A 23,452-nucleotide genomic window follows, 5' to 3' on the forward strand; every position below is an offset into this window, starting at 1 on the left:
CAGGATTAGTGAGAAAACTCGGTACTAATGATATGAATGTCAAAGCGATTATTACCTGCATTGACTATGCTAAGATTTTTAGGGAAATTAGCCTTCTCATCAATAGTAACAACACCATTTGAATCACGATAAAAATAGAATGATCCGTTATTAATATATTCTCCAGTATGGGTATTTCTTATTGCAATAGCGGTGACTAATTCTGTATTAAATGGGAGTATGCCAACAAGCGCATAATCATCATCAGTTGTCGTTTCAACCGGACCTACGCAATGGGTATTCGTGTACATGGAAAATTTTATGCCTGAATTAGTATCATCAATGACTCTTAATGCAACCAAGCATGTATCTTTTGATGTCACTTTAAACTTAGATAATCCTCTAATTTCTCTATCAATATCTGGGTGATCAAATTCCCATTCACGGTAGCGCTGACCTGGCTCACAATCACTAAGGTGACGCCATGCATAAACTTTTGATAGCGTTCCGATTCTTACTGAACGAAATCTATCATTAAGATCGTAAGGAAGAGGAATAATACTATCGTTTTCTGGGTAATGGTGTGATTCGCCCAGAAAGTATTTTCTATCGAAAAAGGTTGCACCTGTAATTAGCTTATTTGTCATATTTGTCTGTTCCTTAAGATGTATTTTAAAAGAGTATAATCTTTCTTTCCTAAAGCGGTTTTAGAATACAATGATTATGGAAATTTTGTATTAATAAAATATAACGAGAAGATGTATTAAATTATTGGCAATATAGCATTAATATAATTGATAAATCATTTCTGGTCGATATTTAAAATAAAATCTCTGAGATTGACGTAATTGAGAATTATTATCAAAAAACACTTTTCTGTGGATGGGAAAATTATTACGAAATGTAATTTATGCTTTTGAATATATGGCTAAACATTGAATAATTAGATGTTTGTAGCATTTGATAACTATATCTATGAACTTTACGTTTATATAACATGTTTGTAATGGTGTCTTTACCTAATGATATAAATTTACAGGGAAGTAGGATAGTTAACATTTTGAATGAATATATTTAAGATAATATCTTAAATAGCCTATTTTTATAGGCTGTTTAATTAGTTTTTGATTAATTGAATTAGATGATCATCTATTTACTTCAAGTTAGAAGTGGAATTAACTTATGATGTTTCTGCTCCCTGTCTATGGCTACTTTAATTTTCTTTAATGATGTTTATTCTACCCGACGAAAATTAACCAGTTCAGGTTGTGCGATCCGGAGATAATCTTTGGTGTTGAGAATTACTGAGCATTCAAGGCTTCCAGCATTGAATGCCAGTTCATCAAAACGTTCAAACAGTAAAGGGTCAGCAACCAGTTTCAGATCTGGATGGAAACTAAACGGTGGAATAGCACCGAATACACATTGTGTCAGTTTAGAAACTTCTTTAGGGCTTGCCAGTGATGCGCGAGAACCCCCAATCTGTTTTGCTAGTAAAGAGAGGTCAGCTTGTTGATCCGCAGGAAGAGCAGCAAGCACATATTGACGAAATCCTTCTCCTTTGACATGACAAACCAGTCCTTTTGCTCCTTGTCCAAGCTGTGTGCCACGGATTTTTGCAACTTCTTCAGAGCGCTCTGCGGTTGGATGTTCAATGACTCGATAACAGGCATGATTTTCATCCAGTAATGTAGTTAGATTGCTAAATATTTCGTTAGAGGACAAAATAAACTCCTAAGTAATAGTAATAATGTAATGAATTGATCTATGAGTTTTCATAATTATTTTATTAATTATATTTTCACCAAAACATATTACCAAATAAAAACATTATAAGATATGTATCCGAATGGATATCATCTGATCTTACTGAAATTCATTGGGTATATGGTTTTTTGAGATGTATGGTTTAAATGGAGCTATTATTTATAGTTCTATGAGGTGATTTTTAAGTCTTGGGGTTTTTTTATATATTTCCATATTATAACTATTTAATATTAAGGTATTGTCAATGATGACGACTAAATTTTTTATGCCATTAGTCAATATGATTGGAGTTGGCTGTCTGGTTGAAGCGGTAAATTCGATGAAAGATTATGGTTACAAGCGAGCATTAATTGTGACTGACCATATTTTAAATGAACTTGGAATAGTAGCAAAAGTTCAATCTTTGCTGGCTGATGTGGGTATTGAAAGTACGATTTACGATGGTACAAACCCGAATCCGACGACGGTTAACGTTTCTGAAGGTCTGACTATATTGCGTCAGAATAATAGCGATTGCATTATTTCATTAGGTGGTGGTTCACCGCATGATTGTGCAAAAGCTATTGTGTTACTAGCAGCCAATGGCGGAGATATCCGGGATTATGTAGGTATTGATCGATCATCTAAACCACATTTGCCGTTAATTGCCATTAATACTACTGCGGGTACTGCGTCAGAAATGACACGTTTCTCTGTCATTACTGATGTTGAGCACCATATTAAAATGGTTATCGCTGATAAAAATATAACCCCTATTTTGTCGGTGAATGATCCAGAATTGATGGTAGGAATGCCGAAAAGTTTAACTGCGGCGACGGGAATGGATGCAATGACCCATGCGGTTGAAGCTTATCTCTCTAAAGAATCCAATCCAATAACGGATGCTTGTGCACTAAAAGCGATCACTATGATTAGTCAGTCCTTACGCCAAGCAGTAGAAGATGGGAGTAACATAGAAGCCCGTGAAAACATGGCCTATGCACAATTTCTGGCGGGTATGGCATTTAATAGTGCGTTACTGGGATATGTTCATGCCATGTCTCACCAATTGGGTGGTTCCTATGATTTACCACATGGTGTATGTAATGCGGTTTTATTACCGCATGTTCAGGAATTTAATGCCAAAGTATCTGCTGGTCGTTTGAAGGATATTGCTGCGGCAATGGGGGTAGATGTAAGAACCATGGATGATCAGCAAGGGGCGGCAGCGTGTATTGATGAAATTCGTAAACTGTCAAAAGATATTGGCATTCCAGCTGGTTTGGCTGAACTGAATGTCAAACTGGAAGATCTGCCAATGTTGGCAACTAATGCTTTGAAAGATATATGTTGTTTGACTACCCCAGTTCAGGCTACCCACGAAGAAATCGTTGCAATTTTCAAAGCTGCCATGTGATGTAAATCCTCATTTCATAGGGCATAATTATCTACACATTGTTAAACTGACCCAAAATATTTGTGGCTAATTGGGTCAGTTTCTCGGCTGTCCTACAACTGTGCTCATCAATGAGCTATACAATTGCTCTTGCTTCCCGTAAGAACATATTCTTGGTGGCATATTTTCTTAACAATAATTGCAGCTACACATGGGTAAAAAAAGTCAAGGTACATGCTGATTACCATATGGAGATAAGCGGGCATTATTACTAGTACCCTGCAACTTTCTGGGAATTTAATCACTTGTGATTTAGTAGTGGGAGCAAGTTACCTGATTTCTCGCTCATCTTTCCCTTAACCGGCGAATAATACAACTGAGATCCAGATTTTGATCTTGCAGCAGAACCATTAAGTGATACATCAGGTCAGCCGCTTCATTTGTAAGTTCTTCTCTGTTATTAACTGTAGCTGCCAGAGCAGTTTCTACGCCTTCTTCACCGACTTTTTGAGCGATTCGTTTAGTGCCGCTGGCATATAACTTTGCTGTGTATGAGCTGTTTGGGTCGGCTGTTTTACGGCTAGCCAGCAATTTTTCAAGTTGAAAGAGAAAGCCCGATTCAGTTTGTGCCGGAGCGAAGCAACTGTTTGTACCAGAATGGCAGGTAGGGCCGATCGGATCAGCGAGTGCCAGTAGAGTATCATTGTCACAATCTGGATAAATCTTAACTAAGTTAAGAAAATGTCCAGAGCTTTCACCTTTGGTCCACAAACGTTGTTTGCGACGGGAAAAGAAAGTGATTTTGCCCGAGCTAATAGTGATATTAAGCGCCTCTTTATTCATATATCCCATCATTAGGACATCCCCGGATACCGCATGTTGCACGATAACTGGCATCATGTAGGAGACTTTTTCCCAATCCAATTTTTCGATTTGTTGTATGGTCAGCAAGTTCTTATCTCCACGCCTTGTTGTGAAAGGTACTGTTTTAATTCACCAATATTAATAATGTGTTTATGGAATACAGATGCGGCTAGTGCACCATCGACATTTGCTTGTTTAAAGGCGTCAAGGAAGTGTTCTGGTGCTCCTGCTCCGCCAGAGGCAATGAGAGGAACATGACAGATGTCGCGTACCTGTTTCAGCTGAACCAGATCGTAGCCATTGCGTACACCATCTTGATTCATCATATTTAACACGATTTCACCTGCGCCACGGCGTTGTGCTTCTGTTACCCAATCAAGAGTTTGCCATTGAGTGGCTGTTGTACGTTTCTCATCACCAGTGAATTGATAAACCCGATAGCCACCAGTAATTTCATCAAACCAGGTATCAACCCCGACGACTACGCACTGAACGCCGTAGCGATCTGCCAGGCGGGTAATCAAGGTTGGGTCAGTAAGTGCAGGGGAGTTAATGGAGATTTTATCTGCACCAAATGAGAGGATTTGTCCTGCATCTTCGACAGTCTTAATACCACCAGCAACGCAGAAAGGAATGTCAATCACTTCTGCGACTCTGGATACCCAACTTTTATCTACTACTCGTCCATCAGATGAAGCGGTGATATCGTAGAAAACTAATTCATCTGCGCCTTCTTTCGCATAGCGCTGAGCGAGTGGAACAATATCGCCGATGATTTCGTGATGACGAAATTGAACACCTTTAACTACTTGTCCATCATGGATGTCAAGACAAGGGATTATGCGTTTTGCCAACATTGAATTGCCTCCGTCAGGGTAAATTTCCCATCAAGTAATGCACGGCCAATAATAACCCCAGCTACACCGCTGGCAGGTAGGGATGCGATATCATTTAATGCTCCAATGCCCCCGGAAGCCTGAAGTGCAATTTGTGGATAGCATTGGCAAATTTCCCGATATAATTCAATGTTTGAGCCGTTCAGCGTGCCATCACGGGAAATATCGGTACAGAGTACATGTTTCAATCCAAACGGTAGATATTGTTCAATAACTTGTTCCAGAGTGGCTGCTGAATTCTCTTGCCAGCCATTGATAGCGATTTGCTTTACACCTGCATCATCGATGCGAACATCCAGCGCCAGTACAATAGCTTCTGGACCATAATGTTTAAACCATTGAGTAACTAATGTGGATTGTTTTATGGCGGTAGAACCGATAACAACTCGTTTAGCTCCGGCATCAAGTAGTACTTTTATATCTTCTTCTGTGCGGATGCCGCCACCGACCTGAACAGGGATGGAAACAGCTGAAAGTAACTTACTGAGTAAAGGGATTTGACGAGCTGACGGTTCTTTAGCACCTGTCAGATCGACCAGATGGAGCAATTTTGCTCCCTGTTGTTCATATTGTTGAAAATAGGACAGAGGATCATGTCCATAGTCTCGCTGTTGACAATAATTTCCCTGATGTAACCGTACTACTTTACCATCAATCAAATCTAATGCCGGTATAATCATTGCACTTACATCTCCAAAAAGTTTTTTAGTAGCTTGGCTCCAGCAGCGCCGGAACGTTCAGGGTGGAATTGCACCCCAAAGAAGTTGTCTTTAGCGATTGCGCCGCTGAAAGTATTGCCATATTTAGTTTGAGCAATTGTGTGTGCATTGATTGGCATTGCGTAACTATGGACAAAGTAAAAGTAGGCATAGTCTCCAATGCCCCGAAATAGCGGATGTCCCGCTTTTGGCAGTACCTGATTCCAGCCCATATGTGGTAACGGAAGCTGATTGGTAGCCATTTTTTTGACGGGTGAATCAATAAGTCCAAGCATCGTTACATTATTGCTTTCTTCGCTAGTAGTCGCGAATAACTGCATTCCAAGGCAAATACCTAATACAGGCTGGTTCAGTACTTTAATCAACGGTATAAGTTCCCGTTGTTTCAATTGATCCATTGCTGCACTGGCAGTACCAACGCCGGGTAAAAGTAATTTATCTGCTGCCAGGATCGTTGCTGTTTCTCGGCTGATTTCTGGTTCATAACCTAATCTGCGGATGGCATAAGCCACAGATGATAAGTTGGCGCAGCCAGTATCAAGAATGACGACTTTCATCACAAAACCCCTTTGGAACTTGGCAGTGTATCGCCTTCTATCCGAATCGCCTGACGTAGTGTCCGGCCAAAGACTTTAAATAGGCTTTCCGCTCTGTGGTGATCATTATTGCCTTTTGTCTTCAGGTGCAGTGTGCAGGCCATTGTATAAGAGAGTGAGCGGAAGAAGTGCTCGATCATTTCGGTGCTCAGATCACCTACTCGCTGATATTTGAATTCAGCGTTATATCCAAGATGCGGGCGACCGGAGATATCGAGAGCACAGCGAGCAAGGCATTCATCCATGGGTAATACAAAACCAAAACGAGAGATGCCTCGTTTATCGCCCAGAGCCAGTTTTAATGCTTCTCCGAGTGCTAGTCCGGTGTCCTCAACGGTGTGGTGATCATCAATACAGAGATCGCCTTTAACCTGAATATTCATGCGGAAACCACCATGGGTTGCAATTTGATCCAGCATATGATCAAAAAATCCGACGCCAGTATTGATTTTGCTGCCACCTTCACGATCGAGCCAAACTTCAATGTCGATGGATGTTTCTTTAGTGACACGTTGAATGTAAGCGTAACGATTTTGACGAGTCAATTGTTCACTTATGGTTGACCAGCTAAGACTTTCAGGATGATAGCGCAATCCCTGAATACCCATATTTTTAGCCAGTTGCAGATCGGTTTCCCGATCACCAATAACATAACTGTTAGCTGTATCCATTAAACCCTCTGCCAGATATTTTTCCACCAGTTTTGTTTTTGGCTTACGACAATTGCAGTTGTCTGCGGGTTTGTGAGGACAGATTAAAACTTCATCGAAATTGATCCCCTGAGAGTGAAAAATTTGCATCATCAGGTTGTGTGGCGGTTCAAACTCCGCTAATGGAAAATTTTCTGTACCCAGCCCATCCTGATTGGTGATCATAATCAGTTTGAAACCTGATTTTTGCAGGGCAAGCAATGCGGGAATAACGTTAGTTTCCAGTGCTAGTTTGTCCAAGCGATCAACTTGAAAGTCTGCTGGTGGTTCAGTAATCAGCGTGCCATCTCGGTCAATAAAAAGTAGTTTCTGGTTCATCAGCTTTCTATTTCCTTTGGTTGTTTGTTTTTAGTGGAAAGGGCGCTAATGGCTTCAACCACCTGTTCACACTCTTCACGAGTGCCTATAGTGATCCGCAGGCAACCATCCAAACCGGACTGTTTGCGCTGGTCGCGCAGGATAATCCCCTGATGCCATAAGGTTCTGAAAACTATTTCAGCATCATAGAATTTCACTAGTATGTAGTTGGTTTCACTGGAAAATACCTTTTCAACGATTGCTAATTTATTCAGGGCATACTGCAAATAGTCGCGGTTCTCCTTTATTTCAACAACCCGTTTTTGCATAACGGCGATACCTTCTGCTGTCAGTGCTTGTGCTGCAATATTCGCAACGGGAGTAGAAAGCGGGTAAGGCGCAATGACTTTCAATAACAGGGCGATAATATCCACAGAGGCGAGAGTAAATCCACAGCGCAAACCAGCTAAAGCAAAAGCTTTCGAGAGGGTTCGCAAAATAACTAAATTCGGATAGTTTTTTAGCCAGCCTGCGATACTATTTTCCGGGCAGAATTCAATATATGCTTCATCAATCGCGACGATTGCGCGGTTGGTGGTCAGTTCCAGAATTTTGCGCAGTGAAGTAGGATTAATGGGATTCCCTGTTGGGTTATTAGGGCTACAAATGTAGAGCAGTTTTACTTGGTCGAGGTTATTTTCAATTTCTTTGATATCCAGTTGCCAATTTTCCTGAGTGGCAATTTTCTTTTGTTCGACACCAAAAGCTTCAGCGCTGACACTGTACATGCCATAAGTCGGAGGGCAGAACAGAACAGCATCTTGCCCAGGTTCACAAAATACGCGGATCAGGAGTTCAATGGATTCATCGGCACCACGACAGGCAAGTACTTGCTCAGGTTGTAAACCAGCATAGGCAGCATAACGGCGAATGACGGATACCGGCTGACAGTCAGGATAGCGGTTTAGTGTCTGCTCAGTGAACTGGAAATCAGGTGCCAGTGGGTATTCATTGGCATTCAACCAGACATCCCCGTTGCCTCCGAGGCGACGGGCGGACATATAAGGTATTAATTTGCGCACATTTTCCCGTGCTAACAGATTGACATCAAAAATGTTATCCATGTTTACTCCTTATCTGCAATATTTAGTGCTGCTACGCGTAAAGTTACTGCGTTTTTGTGAGCGGTTAGTTGTTCTGCCTGCGCCAGTGTTTCAATGGTCTGAGATAGGTTTAATAATCCTTGCGGAGTCAGTTGCTGAATAGTCATACGTTTCAGGAAATCAGCCAGACCAAGGCTGGAATAAGTTGCGGTGTAGCCATAGGTTGGCAGGACGTGGTTGGTTCCTGAAGCGTAATCTCCCGCAGATTCCGGCGACCAGTCACCGAGGAAAATAGACCCCGCATTGGTGATTTTTTCAACCCATTGTTCTGGCTGACGAGTTTGGATAATCAGGTGCTCAGGGCCATAGCAGTTGCTGATTTCTACACACTGTTGCAGGCTTTCTGTCACGATAATGCGGCTATGTTCTAGCGCCTTAGTCGCTATCAGATTGCGGGAAAGTTGGGACAGTTGTTTCTCGATTTCCTTTACAACTTCTTTGGCTAGCTTTTCGTCAGGAGTTACCAATATGACTTGTGAATCTGGGCCATGTTCTGCTTGTGAAAGTAAATCGGCGGCAGTAAATACTGGGTTTGCATCCTTATCAGCAATAATAAGCACTTCCGACGGGCCTGCGGGCATATCAATGGCGGCGCCATCTATTCGTTGGCTAATTTGCCTCTTAGCTTCAGTGACATAAGCATTACCTGGGCCAAAAATTTTGTCTATTTTAGGGACGGATTCTGTTCCGAACGCCATAGCTGCAATGGCTTGAGCACCGCCAATCTGGAATATTTCTGTAATCCCACATAATTTGGCAGCATAGAGAATTTCATCTGCAATAGGAGGTGGAGAACAAAGCACAACTTTACGGCAGCCTGCTATTTTGGCAGGTGTTCCAAGCATCAAAACTGTAGAGGGTAATGGCGCTGAACCGCCAGGGATATACAACCCGACAGAATCGATAGGCCGTGTTACTTGCTGGCAACGGACCCCTGGTTGAGTTTCTACTTCAATCTTTACAGGTTTTTGAGCTTCGTGGAAGATGCGGATATTATTCATTGCTTGCTGCATTGCCTGTTTAATATTTTTATTGAGGCGGTTATCTGCGGCAGTTATTTCTTCCGGCGAAATACGGATATTTTCAATGACGGTTTTGTCGAAACGTAGACTAAGTTCGCGCAGGGTGTGATCGCCCCGTTCTTTGACCGCATCCAGAATCTGTTCCACTGTGTGGGAAATTTCTTCGCAAGCGCCAACAGCAGGACGTGTCAGTAAAGCTTGTTGCTGTTTACCATTATATTCTTGCCAACGAACTAGGGGCTTGAAGCATGTCATCATCTTTGTTTACTCCATCATTTTTTCAATTGGCAAAACCAAAATAGAACTTGCGCCAAGAGATTTAAGTTTCTCCATGGTTTCCCAAAATAGCGTTTCACTGCTCACCATGTGCATGGCAATACGGTTTTGATCACCAGCCAGAGGAAGAATAGTTGGATGCTCTGCCCCGGGTAGCAGAGAAATGATTTCTTCGAGTTTCTCACTGGGGGCGTGCAACATAATGTATTTAGATTCACGGGCCTGAATTACCCCTTGAATGCGAGTCATCAGTTTATCGATCAATTGCTGTTTCTCGGCTGGCATTTCACCGTCACGTTGAATAAGACAGGCTTTTGAACGGTAGATAACTTCCACTTCCCTCAGACCATTTGCTTCCAGTGTTGCACCCGTTGAAACGAGATCACAGATGGCATCTGCTAATCCGGCACGAGGTGCAACTTCGACTGAGCCATTTAGCAGACAGGATTTAAAGCGGATTTTTTTCTGGTCGAGGTAACGTTTTAGCAGGTGAGGATAAGAGGTGGCGATACGGGTGTCTTGTAGGCATTCGACATCGGTATAGTTGTAACCCAGTGGAGTCGCCAGTGAAAGACGACAAGTGCCGAAATCGAGACGGCGTAAAGTGAAATATTGTGGATCTTCTCCCTGGGCACGACGATTTAATAACTCTTCTTCCAGTACGTTTTCACCAATAATGCCCAGATCAACGACGCCATCCATAACCAGCCCCGGAATGTCGTCATCACGTACCCGTAGGATATCGATAGGCATATTTTCTGAGAATGCAATCAGGCGTTGTTGTTGCAGATTGATTTTAATACCACAGCGAGATAACAACTCGCGGGAATCTTCACTCAACCGGCCAGATTTTTGCATTGCTATACGTAAACGTGATTTATCTAACATTTTTATCCCCATTGAAAATTGGAAACATAAAAAAAACCTCGGAAGAATTCTTCCGAGGGTTTTGTATCGCATTCATGCCACCGGAAGACCCGCTAAACGTCTTCCAGTACACAACAGCCTGAAAGACTAATCAGGATGATGGTGATGATGGTTGAACTGAATACGGATCATAATGGCTTCTCTTTTTCTATATATACCCTTCATCTTTCAAGCTGTTGCTTTGTTGGCTGCGTTCACTTACCCCAGTCACATCGTTATCTATGCTCTTGGGGATGCGTTCTCTTGCCGCCGCGCTGCAAATTGAAATCTATTGGGTATATTTCTATTAGTGACTGCTTGCTGCCGATTGTTTTGTGGTTGACCAGCAGTGGTTCAATTTTTTGCTTGCTATTCAACCTATACGATTTGGCAGGTTAAAAGCAACCTATTTTTAAAAAGAAATTTATATTTTAATAATATCTTGTTTTTACTTGAGATATCGTTTTCCATAGGAAAAATACAGGGTCAATAATAACAGTAGCTTAATGTTCAGATTGTTTGCATAATCAACGCAATATCAGACATAGAAGGCGTGGTGATGAAAAAAGTTTCCATTATCGGTCTGGGTTGGTTGGGGATGCCATTAGCCAAATCATTGAGCTATAGCGGTATGCAGGTTGTTGGTAGTAAAACAACGCCAGATGGCGTAGAAGCAGCACGTATGTGCGGCATTGAATGTTATCTGTTACAACTGGAACCTCAGATTAACTGTGCTTCTGATGACTTGGAACAACTGATGACAGCCGATGTGTTGATTATTACTTTACCGGCAAGTCGTACCGCAGGTGGCAGTTATAACTATGTCAAGGCGGTTCAGTTAGTGGTTGATACTGCCCTGTCATACTCGGTGCCGAGGATTATTTTCACCAGTTCCACTTCTGTTTATGGGGTTATGGCCGGTAAACTCAATGAAGATGCTCCTTTTCGCCCTGAAACACCATCAGCTCAGGCATTGGTTGAATTGGAAAACTGGTTGCATAAATTACCAAATATTTCCGTTGATATTCTGCGTTTGGCGGGGCTGGTGGGCAGTGGCCGTCATGCCGGGCGTTTTTTGGCGGGGAAGAAAGAAGTAAAAGGTGGTGCTCAGCTGGTAAATCTGGTTCATCAGGATGATGTTATTTCAGCCATTAATTTGTTACTTCAAAGGTCCAAAGGTGGTCATATTTATAATTTATGTGCGCCTGTTCATCCAACCAAAGCGGAATTTTATCCTAAAGTCAGTGGTCAGCTTGATTTAATTCCACCTGAATTTGTCAGAGAAAAAACTCAGGTGGAGAGTAAGATTGTTGATGGTAGTCGTATTTGTAAGGAGTTAGGATTTAAATATCAATATCCAGACCCTGGATGGATGCCAATGAGTTGATTTTTATTAAGTTAATTCAATCATGACAATTTCTCTGAACGCTGGTCTTTCTGTCATCAGATGATACCAGCGTTCAATATTTGGCAAAGATGGACGTTTGATATGGACATTAAGCCAAGGGTAGATCATGGGTCCTAATGCAATATCTGCCATACCAAATTTATCGCCGGAAAAGTATTCTTGTTCTGTTAAGGCGTTATCTGCTATTTCCATCAGTTTTTCAATTTCAGTCATTGTTTGTTCTATTTGCTTTTGATCCCGTTCTGCTTCAGGTGTGCGAATAATACCTATCATTAGCTGTCTGATGTGAGGAAATAAATGTGAACCGCACCAATCCATCCATTTTTCCGCATTTGCTCTCTCTTGTAAGTTTTGCGGATAGAGAACATTTTCACCGAATTTTGCTGCAAGATAACGGACAATCGCGTTAGATTCCCACAAGATAAAATCACCTTCTTGTAAACAGGGAATCTGTTTATTCGGGTTCATTTTCAGATATTGCGGATCATCCAGTTTGCCAAATTTACCGCCAATATCTATCTGGTTATACGGCACATTAAGTTCTTTCAGGCACCAAAGTACTTTTTTTACATTAGAAGAGTTTTTACGGCCCCAAACGGTTAGCATTGGTTTCTCCTTGAATTGGAATATTAGGAAATCATTTATTGCTATCTGTCATTCCTTTCTTATCAATCAGCTTAAATTAAAACTAATGATTAGCACAATCTTTACATCGTTACATTGGTTTCTTATCGTACAACATCATATATTAGTAGAAATTTGATATTTTTCTTGCAAGTAAGAGGGGGAACATTTAATGAAGAGAAATCTGGCTATGACGATGAAATGTGTTACTGCTGTGCTGACAGTAATATTAGTAACAAATACTCACGCTTATGCGTCGGATGAACCGGTTGTTCCTTCGGTGGATGCTAAAGCTTATGTGCTGATGGATTATGACAGCGGTAAAATCCTGGCTTCTCATCATCCTGATGAACGGCTTGATCCAGCGAGTCTGACAAAAATTATGACCAGTTATGTGGTTGGTCAGGCGATAAAAGCAGGAAAAATCACGCTAGAAGACGTGGTTATTGTGGGAAAGGATGCTTGGGCAACGGGTAATCCGGTATTGAAAGGTTCTTCTCTGATGTTTCTCAAGCCTGGTGATCGGGTAAAAGTGATTGACCTGAATCGTGGCATTGTTATTCAGTCGGGTAATGACGCCAGTATTGCTTTAGCTGATTATGTGGCAGGTAGTCAGGATGTGTTTGTCAGTCTGATGAATAATTATGCAAAAGCACTTGGATTGACTAATACCCATTTTCAAACCGTTCATGGATTGGATGCTGAAGGGCAATTCAGTACTGCTCGTGATATGGCGGTATTAAGCCAGGCAATGATCCGTGATGTTCCTGACGAGTATGTCCTTCATAAAGAGAAAGCGTTCACTTTTAATAACATCCAACAGCCTAATCGTAATCGATTGCTATGGAATAAAAATATGAATGTGGATGGTGTGAAAACAGGATATACCCGTGGTGCGGGTCATAATCTGGTTGCTTCAGCGACGGAGGGACCAATGAGGCTGATTTCTGTTGTACTGGGGGCACCAAGTGATCGGGTTCGTTTTGCAGAGAGCGAAAAGTTACTTTCATGGGGATTCCGTTTTTATGAAACAGTGACACCAATTAAAGTCAGTGAGCCATTTGTTTCAGAAAAGGTCTGGTATGGTGATCGTTCAGATGTTGCTCTTGGGGTGGAAAAAGATGCGGCAATCACTATTCCCCGCGGTCAACTGAAAAACTTGAAGGCCAGTTACACGTTGAATCAGACGCTATTAGAAGCACCTTTGGCTAAAAATCAGGTTGTGGGTGTGATTAATTTTCAATTAGGGGATAAAGTTATTGAACAGCGCCCATTGGTTGTTAAAGAAACGGTTGAAGAAGGCGGTTTTTTCAGTCGTATCTGGGATTTTATCGTCATGAAAGTTGGCAGCTGGTTTAATGCAATTTTTGGTTGATTTAATGTATACCCAATAGATTTCAATTTGCAGCGCGGTGGCAAGAGAACGCATCCCCAGGAGCATAGATAACTCTGTGACTGGGGTAAGTGAACACAGCCAACAAGCAGCAACTTGAAGGATGAAGGGTATAAAGAGTGATGAGTGGGAGAAAGTAGATATTTTTTTGAACATTAAAAATAGTAGTAAACGTTATTGATATCTGTCAAAGAAATGAGTTTAATTTAATATTTTATAGGTAATGTTTAATTAGGAATTTATTTTTGATAAATTAGAATTCTATAGTTGCAAATGGAATTGATTTAATTATTACAATATATACCCTATGGATTTCAAGATGCATCGCGGCGGCAAGGGAGCGAATCCCCGGGAGCATAGATAACTCTGTGACCGGGGTGAGTGAGTGCAGCCAACAAAGAAGCAACTTGAAAGATGACGGGTATATTGTTGTTAAGTTATTAAATGTGTAATAAATGAATATGTTTGGATTGATTTTTGTTTTTTTATTTATGATATTGAATTCGAAAAAATTCTGTTGAAACAGGCAGAACCCTGATATTGCAGCTCTGCCTGGAAAGAGTGATGTCTGATAGAGGTTGTTTTTTAGCTTTGAAAAAACGTCAGCCTCATTCTGCCAAGGAAATACTACGCCAAATTTACATTGTGGCAATACTGTATTCGGTGTAGATATTTAGCAGTTTATAGATTTATCTTAAGAAGCTAACAGTGTTGCGTTGTAGATATAATTGTATCCACCAGGAGAAACAACTGATGAAGAAGTGATATTTACACGTTTGTTATTACCACAAGCGTTCAGAAGAAGATGATACAGCGCTGCGCCTCTGTAGTCCTGAGCATTCCACCATAAGAGGTAGTTAAATCTGCCGTTAGGGAGTTGCATAGTAACAGTAATCTGCAATTGATTTTGATCAGGTGCAGCTTGAATTGAACTTACTGTACCGACTGCGAAATAGTAATTAGGAGCCTGAGTAGTCTCAGTTTTATTTTCTGTTGCCACTTCACTGTTTGAAGAAGGATGTGCATGGTTCATTGTATTAATCCTATAATTTAATGTAGTTGAAAAAATAAATTTTTATTACTTAAAGATGCGAAGCAATAAGTTACCCGCCGAAGAAATATAAGATAATTGGTAATTGTAATCTATATTAAAAGTTTATCTGTGTTATATAATTATTGATGCTGTTAAAATGTTGACGGTGATATTTTTCCTCTAAATAGTTAGATGTATGATAATAAAATGCATAGCGATTATTAAAAATAATATTGATATTTTTTGCTGATTATCTGAATGGGGGGTTAATGATTTACCTCCATGGGTGTTATTATTTCAAGGTATTATTGTTAATAAATTGGAGATTTGAATATCGTATAGGAGTTGGAGTGCACTCGTGGTACGTGAGAAATTATTTTCTTTTTTTTTCTTCATTTCTATTTCTTAGAGGATATTTTTTTCAAATATTATGAATTTAGGTAATTATATAATTATAAATTTGGGGATTAATAGTTGTGGTAAATAAGGTTTCATAATTCTGCTACACGTAGCTTTCTTCAACCAATTGTTATACATAGAGTTATATGTTATGTAGCGTGTGTAAGGTGTAGCACTATTTTGGAAAGCTATTTACCTTGCATGGTTAATAATATCAAATAAAATAACTTGATTTGTTAATAAGTTACTAAAGTTATTCTTTCATTATGAAATATTAACGATGTATAAAAGAGGAATATTATTCCATCTTGTTTTTAGAAGTTGAATTGATAGTATGTGTTATTTCATAGACAATTCTGAATAAATAATTACTTTTTGGTAAAAATTAATTCGCAGGTGATATATTAGGGTTGATATTGACGAAATAAATAAGGTTTCATAATTCTGCTACACGTGGCTTTCTTCAACCAATTGTTATACATATACCCAATAGATTTCAAGATGCATCGCGGCGGCAAGGGAGCGAATCCCCGGGAGCATAGATAACTATGTGACCGGGGTGAGTGAGTGCAGCCAACAAAGAAGCAACTTGAAAGATGACGGGTATAGAGTTATATTTTATGTAGCGTGTGTAAGGTGTAGCACTATTTTAGAAAGCTATTTATATAGTTAGGTGAATTAATTTATAAATTTATTTTTGTTATTTTATAGGTTCCTATTTTTAAATAACATTGAGTAGAATATTGACGGGCAGAACGTTGAGATTATGTTCTGCCCTAAATCTGGTAGGATACATCTTTATGAAAATCAGCGTTATTCTACCAGAAAAATGTTGCGCCTAATTCCTGTTTACAACTGTACTGTATTTTACGACCAATCAAATCGCTTAAAATCAGATTAAGTTTTTATTAGGAATCTATTAGTTAGCACAGACATTTAACAACGGATGATTATTTTACATAGATAATTCTACGTGATTGATATAATCACGATCGAGAGGTCCTATTTTTCCTACGGTTCCTATTTTTATATCTTTCTTAGCACAAAGAGCTTCCATCAGAACCTTATAAATAGCCATGCCTCTATTGTCCATAAGATTCCATTTTAAAAGCATCTCTTCAGAGCCGCCATCAAGTAGTAATATGGTCACCATGACTTGCATGACATTATCAGGCATAACTTTCATGCTAATGACTTTACAGCTACGTAAGATCATATCATTCATCATATCTTTATCTTTTACTAAAGAAGGGTGCATATCGTTAATCATCATAATAAACTCCATAATATATTGTAATTTTTTGATAAATAAACTTATATTCTCTCAAGAAAAGAACGGAAAACCGCTAGATTGAGAAATATAAGTTGGTTGGTACTTCTACTATAAAAAAGCAATCTACATAAGAAATATTTTTGCACTAAAAATATAGGACAGTTAACGTTTTTAATTGGCATATAACATTTTGTCTGACACATATAACTATAGGTGCCATTTGGAGGTTGTCAATTAAATTTAAGAAAATAATTTAATTGATTGATAAATATAATTATATTGCCAAAGGAAGAAAATAAATGGTAAATATGAAATAGTTGTAATTTCTTACATTTTGTATAATTGGATGGAATTAAGATATTGTTGATAATATATTTATATTGGGATGATTAGTGTGATAATTAAAATATAATTGCATTTTTAATCATGGAAAATAATATTGTTTTTTATTTTCTTGAAATTTCTATAAATATCAATATGAAAGAGTTGTTATGTGTCTTTTCTTACAAGAAATACTTTTCTATGATAATTATTCTTATATTCTTATATTCTTTAAATAACTTATTAGAATATAAATAGAATTGTTAGTGGTTATTTCAATATAAGCATCAACTATGTCGGAGAAATATGCATATTAATTAATGCTGTTAATAATAGAAATGTTCATTTAACACATCAGGAATATATATCTAAGAATAATATTAATCAGGAAGTGTAAATACTTTGTGGGATCATGCGGGGGTACACTGTTGGAAGTTGTGAAGCAGTTCCGTGTAAGTATGCGGTTGCTGCCCGCTGAAGAGAGCAGCAACCAGGAATTGATTATGCAAATAGTGAATACAGAACAGCAGAGATAGCCACTAAGCCCATGAAGGCAACAAAAGTATTGCTTAGTTTGCCGCTATATTTGCGCATAGCAGGAACTTTGCGGATCGCATACATTGGCATGATGAACAGCAGCATTGCGATAATTGGACCGCCCAATCTTTCGATCATTTCCAAGATACTTGGGTTCAGAGTAGCAACTATCCAAGTAGTGACTAACATGAAAATGGATGTGATGCGATTCAGTTTATTCGGTTCAATGGTTTTACCTTGGTCACGTAGTGTCTTAACCACCATACCGTTAAAGCCTTCACGAGCACCCAGATAATGCCCAAGGAAAGATTTGGTAATCGCTATGAATGCAATGAACGGAGCAATGTAGGCAACCACTGGTGTATTAAAGTGATTAGCCAAATAAGACAGAATAGAGATGTTTTGTGCTTTAGCTTCTGCCAGGTTTTCTGGAGACAGACTCAGTACGCAACTGAATACGAAGAACATGACGGTCACAACCATCATGATGTGAGCATACGATAGAATGCGGGAACATTTTTTCTCCGCATTTTCGCCGTACTCTTCACGTTTTGCTACAGCAAATGCAGAGATGATTGGTGAGTGGTTAAAGGAGAATACCATTACTGGGATCGCCAGCCACAGAGTAATCAATAGCCCATGGCCTGCACCTGTTGCAGAAATAGTGATGTTTTCGAAGATTGAGGTGTTCCAGTTAGGGATCAGATAAAACGCCAGTAACATCAGAACTGCAACAAATGGGAATACCAGTACGCTCATTGCTTTAACGATAGCTTGTTCGCCGAAACGAACGATGGCCATTACACCAACAATTAGGATCAGAGCCAATAGGGCACGAGGCGGAGATGGCAAATGTAATTGGTGAACAATGAAGCTATCTACGGTGTTGGTAATGGCAACACTGTAAACCAGTAATATCGGGTAGATAGCAAAGAAGTAGAGCAAGGTGATGAGTTTACCTGCCAGGCTGCCAAAATGCTCTTCCACGACTTCAGTAATATCTTCACCAGGATTTTTACCAGACAGAACGAAACGGCACATCCCGCGGTGAGCAAAGAATGTCATTGGGAAAGCCAGTAGTGCCATCACCAGCAGAGGTAGCAAGCCACCAATACCTGCGTTGATTGGTAAGAACAGTACACCGGCACCAATCGCAGTACCATATAAACCAAGCATCCATACTGTATCTGATTTACGCCAGGTTTTATAATCGCTTGGGTTGGCGCCCTTGGATGCGATCGTACCTGTTTGAGTCATATCCATAATTATCTCCGAGAATAACGCGGTAAATTAAAAAAATAAAATTACAGTACCGCAAGCATTCAGTAAATGCATGTGGTTTAACTCTTTCTTTATAAATAACAAATTCTTTAAATATCTCTGGTTTTTATTACCACATTAACATATGGTCGAAAATTAGACTTTAAATTAGCAAGCCAAAAATTTCGCTTTACTTTCTTTTTTGAAAGAAAATCAGAAAATTTTAATTTCAGACTTTTGATAGCGGCAAGATAGCGATTTTTAGTGAATAGTACAGTGATCATAGTCTCAAATGCCAAATAAATCCCGTAAAGTCATCATGTTACGAAATTTAGTGTAATTGTTGTCTAAATATTGCAATTTTAATAAGGTCAAATTATAACCTGAATCGAATCATTACTCAACTCTCATTATTATCTTATGTTTTTGCTATTTCATTGTCTTTTGTTTACATATTAATGAATGGAAATGAAAAAGAGAAGTAAGAATAAATAAGTTGACAAATATCAATTTGTTACTGGATTTAAAAATATTTACATCTTATGTTGTATTTGTATCTTTGTGAAAAATATATATAAAGCCAGAATAACAGATTGGTAGCGTCAATGATATGAGTGAAATATGAGCTATGTATTCTTCGATCAAATATTAATAATTCCTGCCGTTGTATATCTATTTACATAGTGGTTTAGTGTAGGTTTCTTGATTGATGAAAAGTTTTGAATTGAATTTAAAGAATAGATAAATGTTAAATATGGTCCAAAATATTATTCTGTTGTTTAACTAATGTTCATTTTTGGGGGTGAAATTAACCAATGACTTCTGATAAAAAGATCTTGATTGAAGTCGCGTTTACTTGTCTGGAATAATGAGTTTGCATCTATATTGCTGATTAAAAGTACAATATTAGCATGTCAGTGAACTCAAGTTGGTAGTATGCATTAATTTTTTATCCAGCCTTTACGGATAGGAAAAGCGCAGCAGCGTTGATACAGATTATTCAGTATTTTTTGTAAATTTTCACCAAATAAGAACCATATCATTTGTGTGAAAGCGCATGCCATCAGACTGACGAGAAATGCTCCAACCATATCCATCGGCCAGTGGACACCTAAATAGACTCTGGACCATGCGACAACCAACGCGATTGCCATCATACACAAGCCGGGCCAAACCCTATACCAGAGTAGAAAAGATAGAGCGAACGTGAAGACAGCTGTGCCGTGATTACTTGGGAATGAGGTTGTTGGCGCGTGAAGAAGAAAGTTATAACCAAAGCCTTCTGCGAAAGGGCGGTCGTGAGGGCAAAGTAAACCAATGCAGAATGAGGTTAGCATAGCAAAACAAAAAGCAATGGTGGTTTTACTGACGATAACCCGGTGATGGGGAAGGGCACGTTCTGAACCCCAAAACCAAAAACCTGCCAATATCAGAGGAAAAATTAGAACCAGATATTTCGCAATGAAAATCGCCATTGCAATCATCAAAGGTGATGATTCAGGCGTGGCATTGAAAAAAGTAAATAGATTATGGTTTGTTTGCTCTAACAAATCGGGCCTCACATACAGTCAGTCACTTGTGTACATAACGACAATTGGGCGTAGAAGGTTAAAGTTGGAAGAAGTATGAGTAAAGAATAATTGTCATAATTATTTGGTGTTATTTATTTTTTGTTTATATTTACACCAGAAAAAAGTTGGGTGGTGATAGTAAAAAAATCGGCCAATATATTGATATATATAATATATCTATAATTAGACTGCATAATATTACCGATACTTAAGAGTTTAGATCATCTGAGAAATGGGTTATGCGTTTGCGAAAGTCAGATTCTTCAGGCAATAAAAAAACCCGATAGCCTTAAACCAAAATGGATCAACTATCGGGTTCCTCAATATGGGGATATCAAAGAAAAGCAGTGGCATTAACTCAGACTACGATTTGGCAAGAAAGTTCTTCGTGATAAGAAAAAAATACAGATTTTTTTCGGTTTGATGAAAATAACATTTTTTGCACAAATCAACGGAGTAAGCTGTCGTTAATCAATGGTTACTTTTACAGCGAAAAAGTAAAGTGTGAAGGTCGATTGTTATAACAAATGGTGCTCTTTTACGTATGCTTCGAAATCTGTGCAGCCACCAATGTGTTTCTCATCAACGAAAATTTGTGGAACAGTTTCGACCGGTTTACCAACAGTTTTTTCTAGATCAGCTTTAGTGATACCTTCTGCGTGAATGTCAACATAATTGAAATCAAAATCATCACGTTGTTCTTTCAGTCTTTCAGCTAGCTCTTGCGCGCGGACACAATACGGGCAACCAGGACGGCCAAAAATCACAGTAAACATATAAACTCCTCTAGTGGTTATATAAAAATAATCTTAAATTGGTGTGTTGCTCATGTTCATTGATAGCTACTATGCCTGCATAGATCTGTAAAAAAAAGCAGGAATTGCCTTTTGTTTTAATTAATCATACCGATTTTAGCAATAGATTTACGGTAGTATAATACCGCACTAAAATTGTCAGTGAGGATGCAATGAAGAGTGAGCGACAGGGTAGTATGAGTTCGTTGGCAGATATGTCAAAACAGGTTATCCTGCTGGAAATCATGGGCATTGGCGGGTTGCTCCTGGCATATTTGACTATTAATGATATTGTCCTTAACAGATCTACTAATGACTCCAGAAGCGCATATTGTTATGATTTTTGCAGGTATTGGTTGTCTGATTCCTGCTGCGGTCAATATCATCTGGTGCGCAGTGTATGGCCTCTTTTTTCTGGGAGTCGATCTTAAAAAAAGAGGGTAAAAATAAGTCGAAAGGTATCGATAACGGTAAAGAAAAATAATTTATCAGTTATTGGTGATAGCGCGATAAAGAATTATTTCGTAAGCTATAGCGCTTTTTCATTTTCCGTTGTATGGGGTTGTTAGATGGGTTCACTTGTCATTCCTGACTTACCAGTGTTACGTGAGTGGTTGGATCAGCTCAAAATTTCCTACTTTGAGTGTGATTCGTGCCAGGCATTGCATCTACCTCATATGCAGAATATTGATGGTTTATTCGATGCTAAAATTGATTTGCTCGATAACGTCATCTTGTTCTCTGCTTTGGCTGAGGTTAAGCCAACAGCAATTATTCCTCTGATGGCTAATCTAAGCCAGATTAACGCGAGTTCGCTGACTATTAAGGCTTTTCTTGATATTCAGGATGAAAACCTACCGAAATTGGTAGTATGCCAGTCTTTCTTGGTTTCAGCCGGACTCACCTTTTCCCAGTTTTCTCATTTCTTACAACAAAGTGAAGAGCAAATTGCGGGTGTGGTTTTTGAAATTCACAGTAATAATCTGTTGTATGTTAGTCGTGATATTGAAGTCGAAGGTGACATTGAAGAGGACGAAGAGTCACAGGTTTCGGCTAAAGAACCAACTTTTACTTTGCACTAATATTTCAAACGCGGTCATTCAATAATGCAATGTGCACAGTATTCTTCGGGGCATTGTCACTCCTGTCAGTGGCTTGAGAAAACCTATTCTCAGCAGTTAGAAGATAATCAGCAGAATTTAAAACAATTATTGGCCCAAACCACCGTTGGTCAATGGTTGTCTCCGATTGCCAGTGAACAAAGTACCTTTCGCAATAAAGCTAAAATGGTCGTCAGTGGCAGCGTAGAGCGGCCATTGCTGGGAATGTTACATCGTGATGGTATCGCAGTTGATCTGTGCAACTGCCCCCTTTATCCACCGTATTTTCAGCGCGTATTCGATGTCGTTAAATCTTTCATTGCCTGTGCCGGGTTGACGCCGTATAACGTTGCCCGTAAACGGGGTGAACTGAAATATCTGTTGCTGACAGAAAGCCGTAATAGTGGTGAAATGATGCTGCGTTTTGTACTGCGTTCTGAAACAAAAATTGTTCAATTGGAACGTGCTTTGCCCCAATTGAGAACGCAGTTGCCACAGCTTACGGTTATCTCTGCCAATATTCAGCCAATCCATATGGCGATTTTGGAAGGTGAAAAGGAGATCCTTTTTACTGAGGAAAAATCACTAAAAGAAGAATTTAATGGTATTCCTCTTTACATTCGTCCACATAGTTTTTTCCAGACTAACCCCAAAATTGCTTCTGAATTATATGCGACAGCAGGGCGTTGGGTCCGTGAGCTGAAAATTAACAGCATGTGGGATCTGTTCTGTGGCGTTGGTGGCTTTGGGCTTCATTGTGCAGATAAAAACACCCGTTTAACGGGAATAGAAATCAGTCCTGAAGCGATTGATTGTGCTCGTGATTCGGCCAAAACACTAGGTTTGGAAAATATCGAGTTTCAGGCTTTGGATTCAACCCATTTTGCGGTAGCAAAAGATCAGATTCCGCAACTGGTTCTGGTAAATCCACCTCGTCGGGGAATTGGTAAAGAGCTATGTGATTATCTCAGCAAAATGGCACCTGGCTATATTCTTTATTCAAGCTGCAATGCTCAGACGATGGCGAAAGATATCGCTGCGTTAGCTAATTATCGTGTGGAAAAGATACAGTTGTTTGATATGTTCCCTCATACTGAGCACTATGAAGTTTTAACGTTATTGGTATTAAATCGTTGCTGATTTTGTATTGTGAAGAAAGGGATGGGGTT

At 39.4% G+C, this 23,452-nt stretch carries 21 protein-coding genes, 1 pseudogene and 1 other annotated feature; of the genes and pseudogenes, 6 read left to right on the forward strand and 16 right to left on the reverse strand.

The features are described 5' to 3' along the window. Positions 1-5: 5 nt before the first annotated feature. Positions 6-626 (reverse strand): beta/gamma crystallin domain-containing protein, encoded by a 621-nt coding sequence (locus EAE89_RS02120; protein ID WP_054475003.1) that lies wholly within the window; start codon positions 624-626, stop codon positions 6-8. A 586-nt stretch (positions 627-1,212) separates the two neighbouring features. Continuing rightward, positions 1,213-1,704 (reverse strand): YbaK/prolyl-tRNA synthetase associated domain-containing protein, encoded by a 492-nt coding sequence (locus EAE89_RS02125; RefSeq protein ID WP_214085297.1) that lies wholly within the window; start codon positions 1,702-1,704, stop codon positions 1,213-1,215. Positions 1,705-1,990: 286 nt separating this feature from the next. Between EAE89_RS02125 and yiaY the strand changes: the two genes are divergently transcribed. After that, positions 1,991-3,142 (forward strand): L-threonine dehydrogenase, encoded by a 1,152-nt coding sequence (yiaY, locus tag EAE89_RS02130; RefSeq protein ID WP_214085298.1) that lies wholly within the window; start codon positions 1,991-1,993, stop codon positions 3,140-3,142. A gap of 324 nt (positions 3,143-3,466) precedes the next feature. Here the strand turns inward: yiaY and hisIE are convergent, their stop codons facing one another. Genes hisIE through hisG form a run of 8 tightly spaced genes read right to left on the reverse strand, consistent with a single transcriptional unit; the run spans position 3,467 to position 10,552 of the window. Further along, positions 3,467-4,072, reverse strand: a complete 606-nt coding sequence (gene hisIE, locus EAE89_RS02135) for a bifunctional phosphoribosyl-AMP cyclohydrolase/phosphoribosyl-ATP diphosphatase HisIE (protein ID WP_054474997.1) — start codon at positions 4,070-4,072, stop codon at positions 3,467-3,469. Continuing rightward, positions 4,066-4,842 carry an imidazole glycerol phosphate synthase subunit HisF gene (hisF, locus tag EAE89_RS02140; protein ID WP_054474995.1) on the reverse strand — a complete coding sequence of 259 codons (777 nt, stop codon included), beginning with the start codon at positions 4,840-4,842 and terminating at the stop codon, positions 4,066-4,068. The genes hisIE and hisF overlap by 7 nt, the downstream gene beginning before the upstream one ends. Beyond that, positions 4,824-5,561 carry a 1-(5-phosphoribosyl)-5-[(5-phosphoribosylamino)methylideneamino]imidazole-4-carboxamide isomerase gene (gene hisA / locus EAE89_RS02145; RefSeq protein WP_054474994.1) on the reverse strand — a complete coding sequence of 246 codons (738 nt, stop codon included), beginning with the start codon at positions 5,559-5,561 and terminating at the stop codon, positions 4,824-4,826. Before hisA ends, hisF begins: the two co-directional genes overlap by 19 nt. Before the next feature lie 5 nt (positions 5,562-5,566). Further along, a complete protein-coding gene (hisH, locus tag EAE89_RS02150; protein ID WP_054474992.1) occupies positions 5,567-6,157 on the reverse strand; it encodes an imidazole glycerol phosphate synthase subunit HisH in 591 nt (196 codons plus the stop codon). Next, entirely contained in the window at positions 6,157-7,224 is a 1,068-nt protein-coding gene (gene hisB, locus EAE89_RS02155; protein WP_054474990.1) for a bifunctional histidinol-phosphatase/imidazoleglycerol-phosphate dehydratase HisB, read from the reverse strand. Before hisB ends, hisH begins: the two co-directional genes overlap by 1 nt. Next, positions 7,224-8,327 (reverse strand): histidinol-phosphate transaminase, encoded by a 1,104-nt coding sequence (gene hisC / locus EAE89_RS02160; protein ID WP_149616521.1) that lies wholly within the window; start codon positions 8,325-8,327, stop codon positions 7,224-7,226. Before hisC ends, hisB begins: the two co-directional genes overlap by 1 nt. Positions 8,328-8,329: 2 nt before the next feature. After that, complete coding sequence (hisD, locus tag EAE89_RS02165; RefSeq protein ID WP_214085299.1) at positions 8,330-9,646, reverse strand: histidinol dehydrogenase; 1,317 nt, start codon at positions 9,644-9,646, stop codon at positions 8,330-8,332. Between the two features lie 6 nt (positions 9,647-9,652). Then, positions 9,653-10,552 carry an ATP phosphoribosyltransferase gene (gene hisG, locus EAE89_RS02170; protein WP_054474984.1) on the reverse strand — a complete coding sequence of 300 codons (900 nt, stop codon included), beginning with the start codon at positions 10,550-10,552 and terminating at the stop codon, positions 9,653-9,655. A 26-nt stretch (positions 10,553-10,578) separates the two neighbouring features. Next, positions 10,579-10,703, reverse strand: a sequence feature (His leader region). Between the two features lie 426 nt (positions 10,704-11,129). Here hisG and EAE89_RS02175 point away from each other — a divergent pair. Further along, positions 11,130-11,957, forward strand: a complete 828-nt coding sequence (locus tag EAE89_RS02175) for an SDR family oxidoreductase (protein ID WP_214085300.1) — start codon at positions 11,130-11,132, stop codon at positions 11,955-11,957. A 6-nt stretch (positions 11,958-11,963) separates the two neighbouring features. Here EAE89_RS02175 and EAE89_RS02180 read toward each other — a convergent pair whose 3' ends face one another. Continuing rightward, positions 11,964-12,584: a glutathione S-transferase family protein gene (locus EAE89_RS02180; protein ID WP_054474980.1), complete on the reverse strand. Its 621-nt coding sequence runs from the start codon at positions 12,582-12,584 to the stop codon at positions 11,964-11,966. A 190-nt stretch (positions 12,585-12,774) separates the two neighbouring features. On the opposite strand from EAE89_RS02180, the gene EAE89_RS02185 reads away from it, so the two are divergent. After that, positions 12,775-13,977: a serine hydrolase gene (locus EAE89_RS02185; protein WP_054474978.1), complete on the forward strand. Its 1,203-nt coding sequence runs from the start codon at positions 12,775-12,777 to the stop codon at positions 13,975-13,977. A gap of 712 nt (positions 13,978-14,689) precedes the next feature. Here the strand turns inward: EAE89_RS02185 and EAE89_RS02190 are convergent. The 5 genes from EAE89_RS02190 to EAE89_RS02210 form a co-directional block, all read right to left on the reverse strand. After that, positions 14,690-15,028, reverse strand: a complete 339-nt coding sequence (locus EAE89_RS02190; protein ID WP_054480144.1) for a hypothetical protein — start codon at positions 15,026-15,028, stop codon at positions 14,690-14,692. A gap of 1,354 nt (positions 15,029-16,382) precedes the next feature. Further along, entirely contained in the window at positions 16,383-16,700 is a 318-nt protein-coding gene (locus tag EAE89_RS02195) for a Cro/Cl family transcriptional regulator (protein ID WP_235525489.1), read from the reverse strand. A gap of 822 nt (positions 16,701-17,522) precedes the next feature. Further along, positions 17,523-18,821: an HAAAP family serine/threonine permease gene (locus EAE89_RS02200; RefSeq protein WP_054480142.1), complete on the reverse strand. Its 1,299-nt coding sequence runs from the start codon at positions 18,819-18,821 to the stop codon at positions 17,523-17,525. A gap of 938 nt (positions 18,822-19,759) precedes the next feature. Then, the gene (ybjG, locus tag EAE89_RS02205; RefSeq protein WP_054480141.1) at positions 19,760-20,368 is read right to left on the reverse strand and encodes an undecaprenyl-diphosphate phosphatase; all 609 of its coding nucleotides are present in this window, start codon (positions 20,366-20,368) and stop codon (positions 19,760-19,762) included. A 539-nt stretch (positions 20,369-20,907) separates the two neighbouring features. Next, positions 20,908-21,165, reverse strand: coding sequence for a GrxA family glutaredoxin (locus EAE89_RS02210; protein ID WP_054480140.1), 258 nt, complete (start codon positions 21,163-21,165; stop codon positions 20,908-20,910). A gap of 263 nt (positions 21,166-21,428) precedes the next feature. Here EAE89_RS02210 and EAE89_RS23430 point away from each other — a divergent pair. The 3 genes and pseudogenes from EAE89_RS23430 (at position 21,429) to rlmC (ending at position 23,423) form a co-directional block, all read left to right on the forward strand. Next, positions 21,429-21,627 (forward strand): annotated as a pseudogene (locus EAE89_RS23430) (DUF1418 family protein). A gap of 125 nt (positions 21,628-21,752) precedes the next feature. Further along, complete coding sequence (locus EAE89_RS02220; RefSeq protein ID WP_054480139.1) at positions 21,753-22,265, forward strand: type III secretion system chaperone family protein; 513 nt, start codon at positions 21,753-21,755, stop codon at positions 22,263-22,265. A 24-nt stretch (positions 22,266-22,289) separates the two neighbouring features. Further along, the gene (gene rlmC / locus EAE89_RS02225; protein WP_214085301.1) at positions 22,290-23,423 is read left to right on the forward strand and encodes a 23S rRNA (uracil(747)-C(5))-methyltransferase RlmC; all 1,134 of its coding nucleotides are present in this window, start codon (positions 22,290-22,292) and stop codon (positions 23,421-23,423) included. Positions 23,424-23,452: the final 29 nt, after the last annotated feature.

Origin of the sequence: Photorhabdus heterorhabditis (assembly GCF_018448905.1) — a bacterium.
GTDB classification, from domain to species: Bacteria; Pseudomonadota; Gammaproteobacteria; order Enterobacterales; family Enterobacteriaceae; genus Photorhabdus; species Photorhabdus heterorhabditis.

Excerpts from the sequence above, each read along its gene's own strand:
- EAE89_RS02120 (WP_054475003.1), bottom strand. The coding sequence starts at position 626 with ATGACAAATAAGCTAATTACAGGTGCAACCTTTTTCGATAGAAAATAC.
- yiaY (WP_214085298.1), top strand. The coding sequence starts at position 1,991 with ATGATGACGACTAAATTTTTTATGCCATTAGTCAATATGATTGGAGTT.
- hisF (WP_054474995.1), bottom strand. The coding sequence starts at position 4,842 with ATGTTGGCAAAACGCATAATCCCTTGTCTTGACATCCATGATGGACAA.
- hisA (WP_054474994.1), bottom strand. The coding sequence starts at position 5,561 with ATGATTATACCGGCATTAGATTTGATTGATGGTAAAGTAGTACGGTTA.
- hisH (WP_054474992.1), bottom strand. The coding sequence starts at position 6,157 with ATGAAAGTCGTCATTCTTGATACTGGCTGCGCCAACTTATCATCTGTG.
- hisB (WP_054474990.1), bottom strand. The coding sequence starts at position 7,224 with ATGAACCAGAAACTACTTTTTATTGACCGAGATGGCACGCTGATTACT.
- hisC (WP_149616521.1), bottom strand. The coding sequence starts at position 8,327 with ATGGATAACATTTTTGATGTCAATCTGTTAGCACGGGAAAATGTGCGC.
- hisD (WP_214085299.1), bottom strand. The coding sequence starts at position 9,646 with ATGATGACATGCTTCAAGCCCCTAGTTCGTTGGCAAGAATATAATGGT.
- hisG (WP_054474984.1), bottom strand. The coding sequence starts at position 10,552 with ATGTTAGATAAATCACGTTTACGTATAGCAATGCAAAAATCTGGCCGG.
- EAE89_RS02175 (WP_214085300.1), top strand. The coding sequence starts at position 11,130 with ATGAAAAAAGTTTCCATTATCGGTCTGGGTTGGTTGGGGATGCCATTA.
- EAE89_RS02180 (WP_054474980.1), bottom strand. The coding sequence starts at position 12,584 with ATGCTAACCGTTTGGGGCCGTAAAAACTCTTCTAATGTAAAAAAAGTA.
- EAE89_RS02185 (WP_054474978.1), top strand. The coding sequence starts at position 12,775 with ATGAAGAGAAATCTGGCTATGACGATGAAATGTGTTACTGCTGTGCTG.
- EAE89_RS02190 (WP_054480144.1), bottom strand. The coding sequence starts at position 15,028 with ATGAACCATGCACATCCTTCTTCAAACAGTGAAGTGGCAACAGAAAAT.
- EAE89_RS02195 (WP_235525489.1), bottom strand. The coding sequence starts at position 16,700 with ATGATGATTAACGATATGCACCCTTCTTTAGTAAAAGATAAAGATATG.
- EAE89_RS02200 (WP_054480142.1), bottom strand. The coding sequence starts at position 18,821 with ATGGATATGACTCAAACAGGTACGATCGCATCCAAGGGCGCCAACCCA.
- EAE89_RS02210 (WP_054480140.1), bottom strand. The coding sequence starts at position 21,165 with ATGTTTACTGTGATTTTTGGCCGTCCTGGTTGCCCGTATTGTGTCCGC.
- EAE89_RS02220 (WP_054480139.1), top strand. The coding sequence starts at position 21,753 with ATGGGTTCACTTGTCATTCCTGACTTACCAGTGTTACGTGAGTGGTTG.
- rlmC (WP_214085301.1), top strand. The coding sequence starts at position 22,290 with ATGCAATGTGCACAGTATTCTTCGGGGCATTGTCACTCCTGTCAGTGG.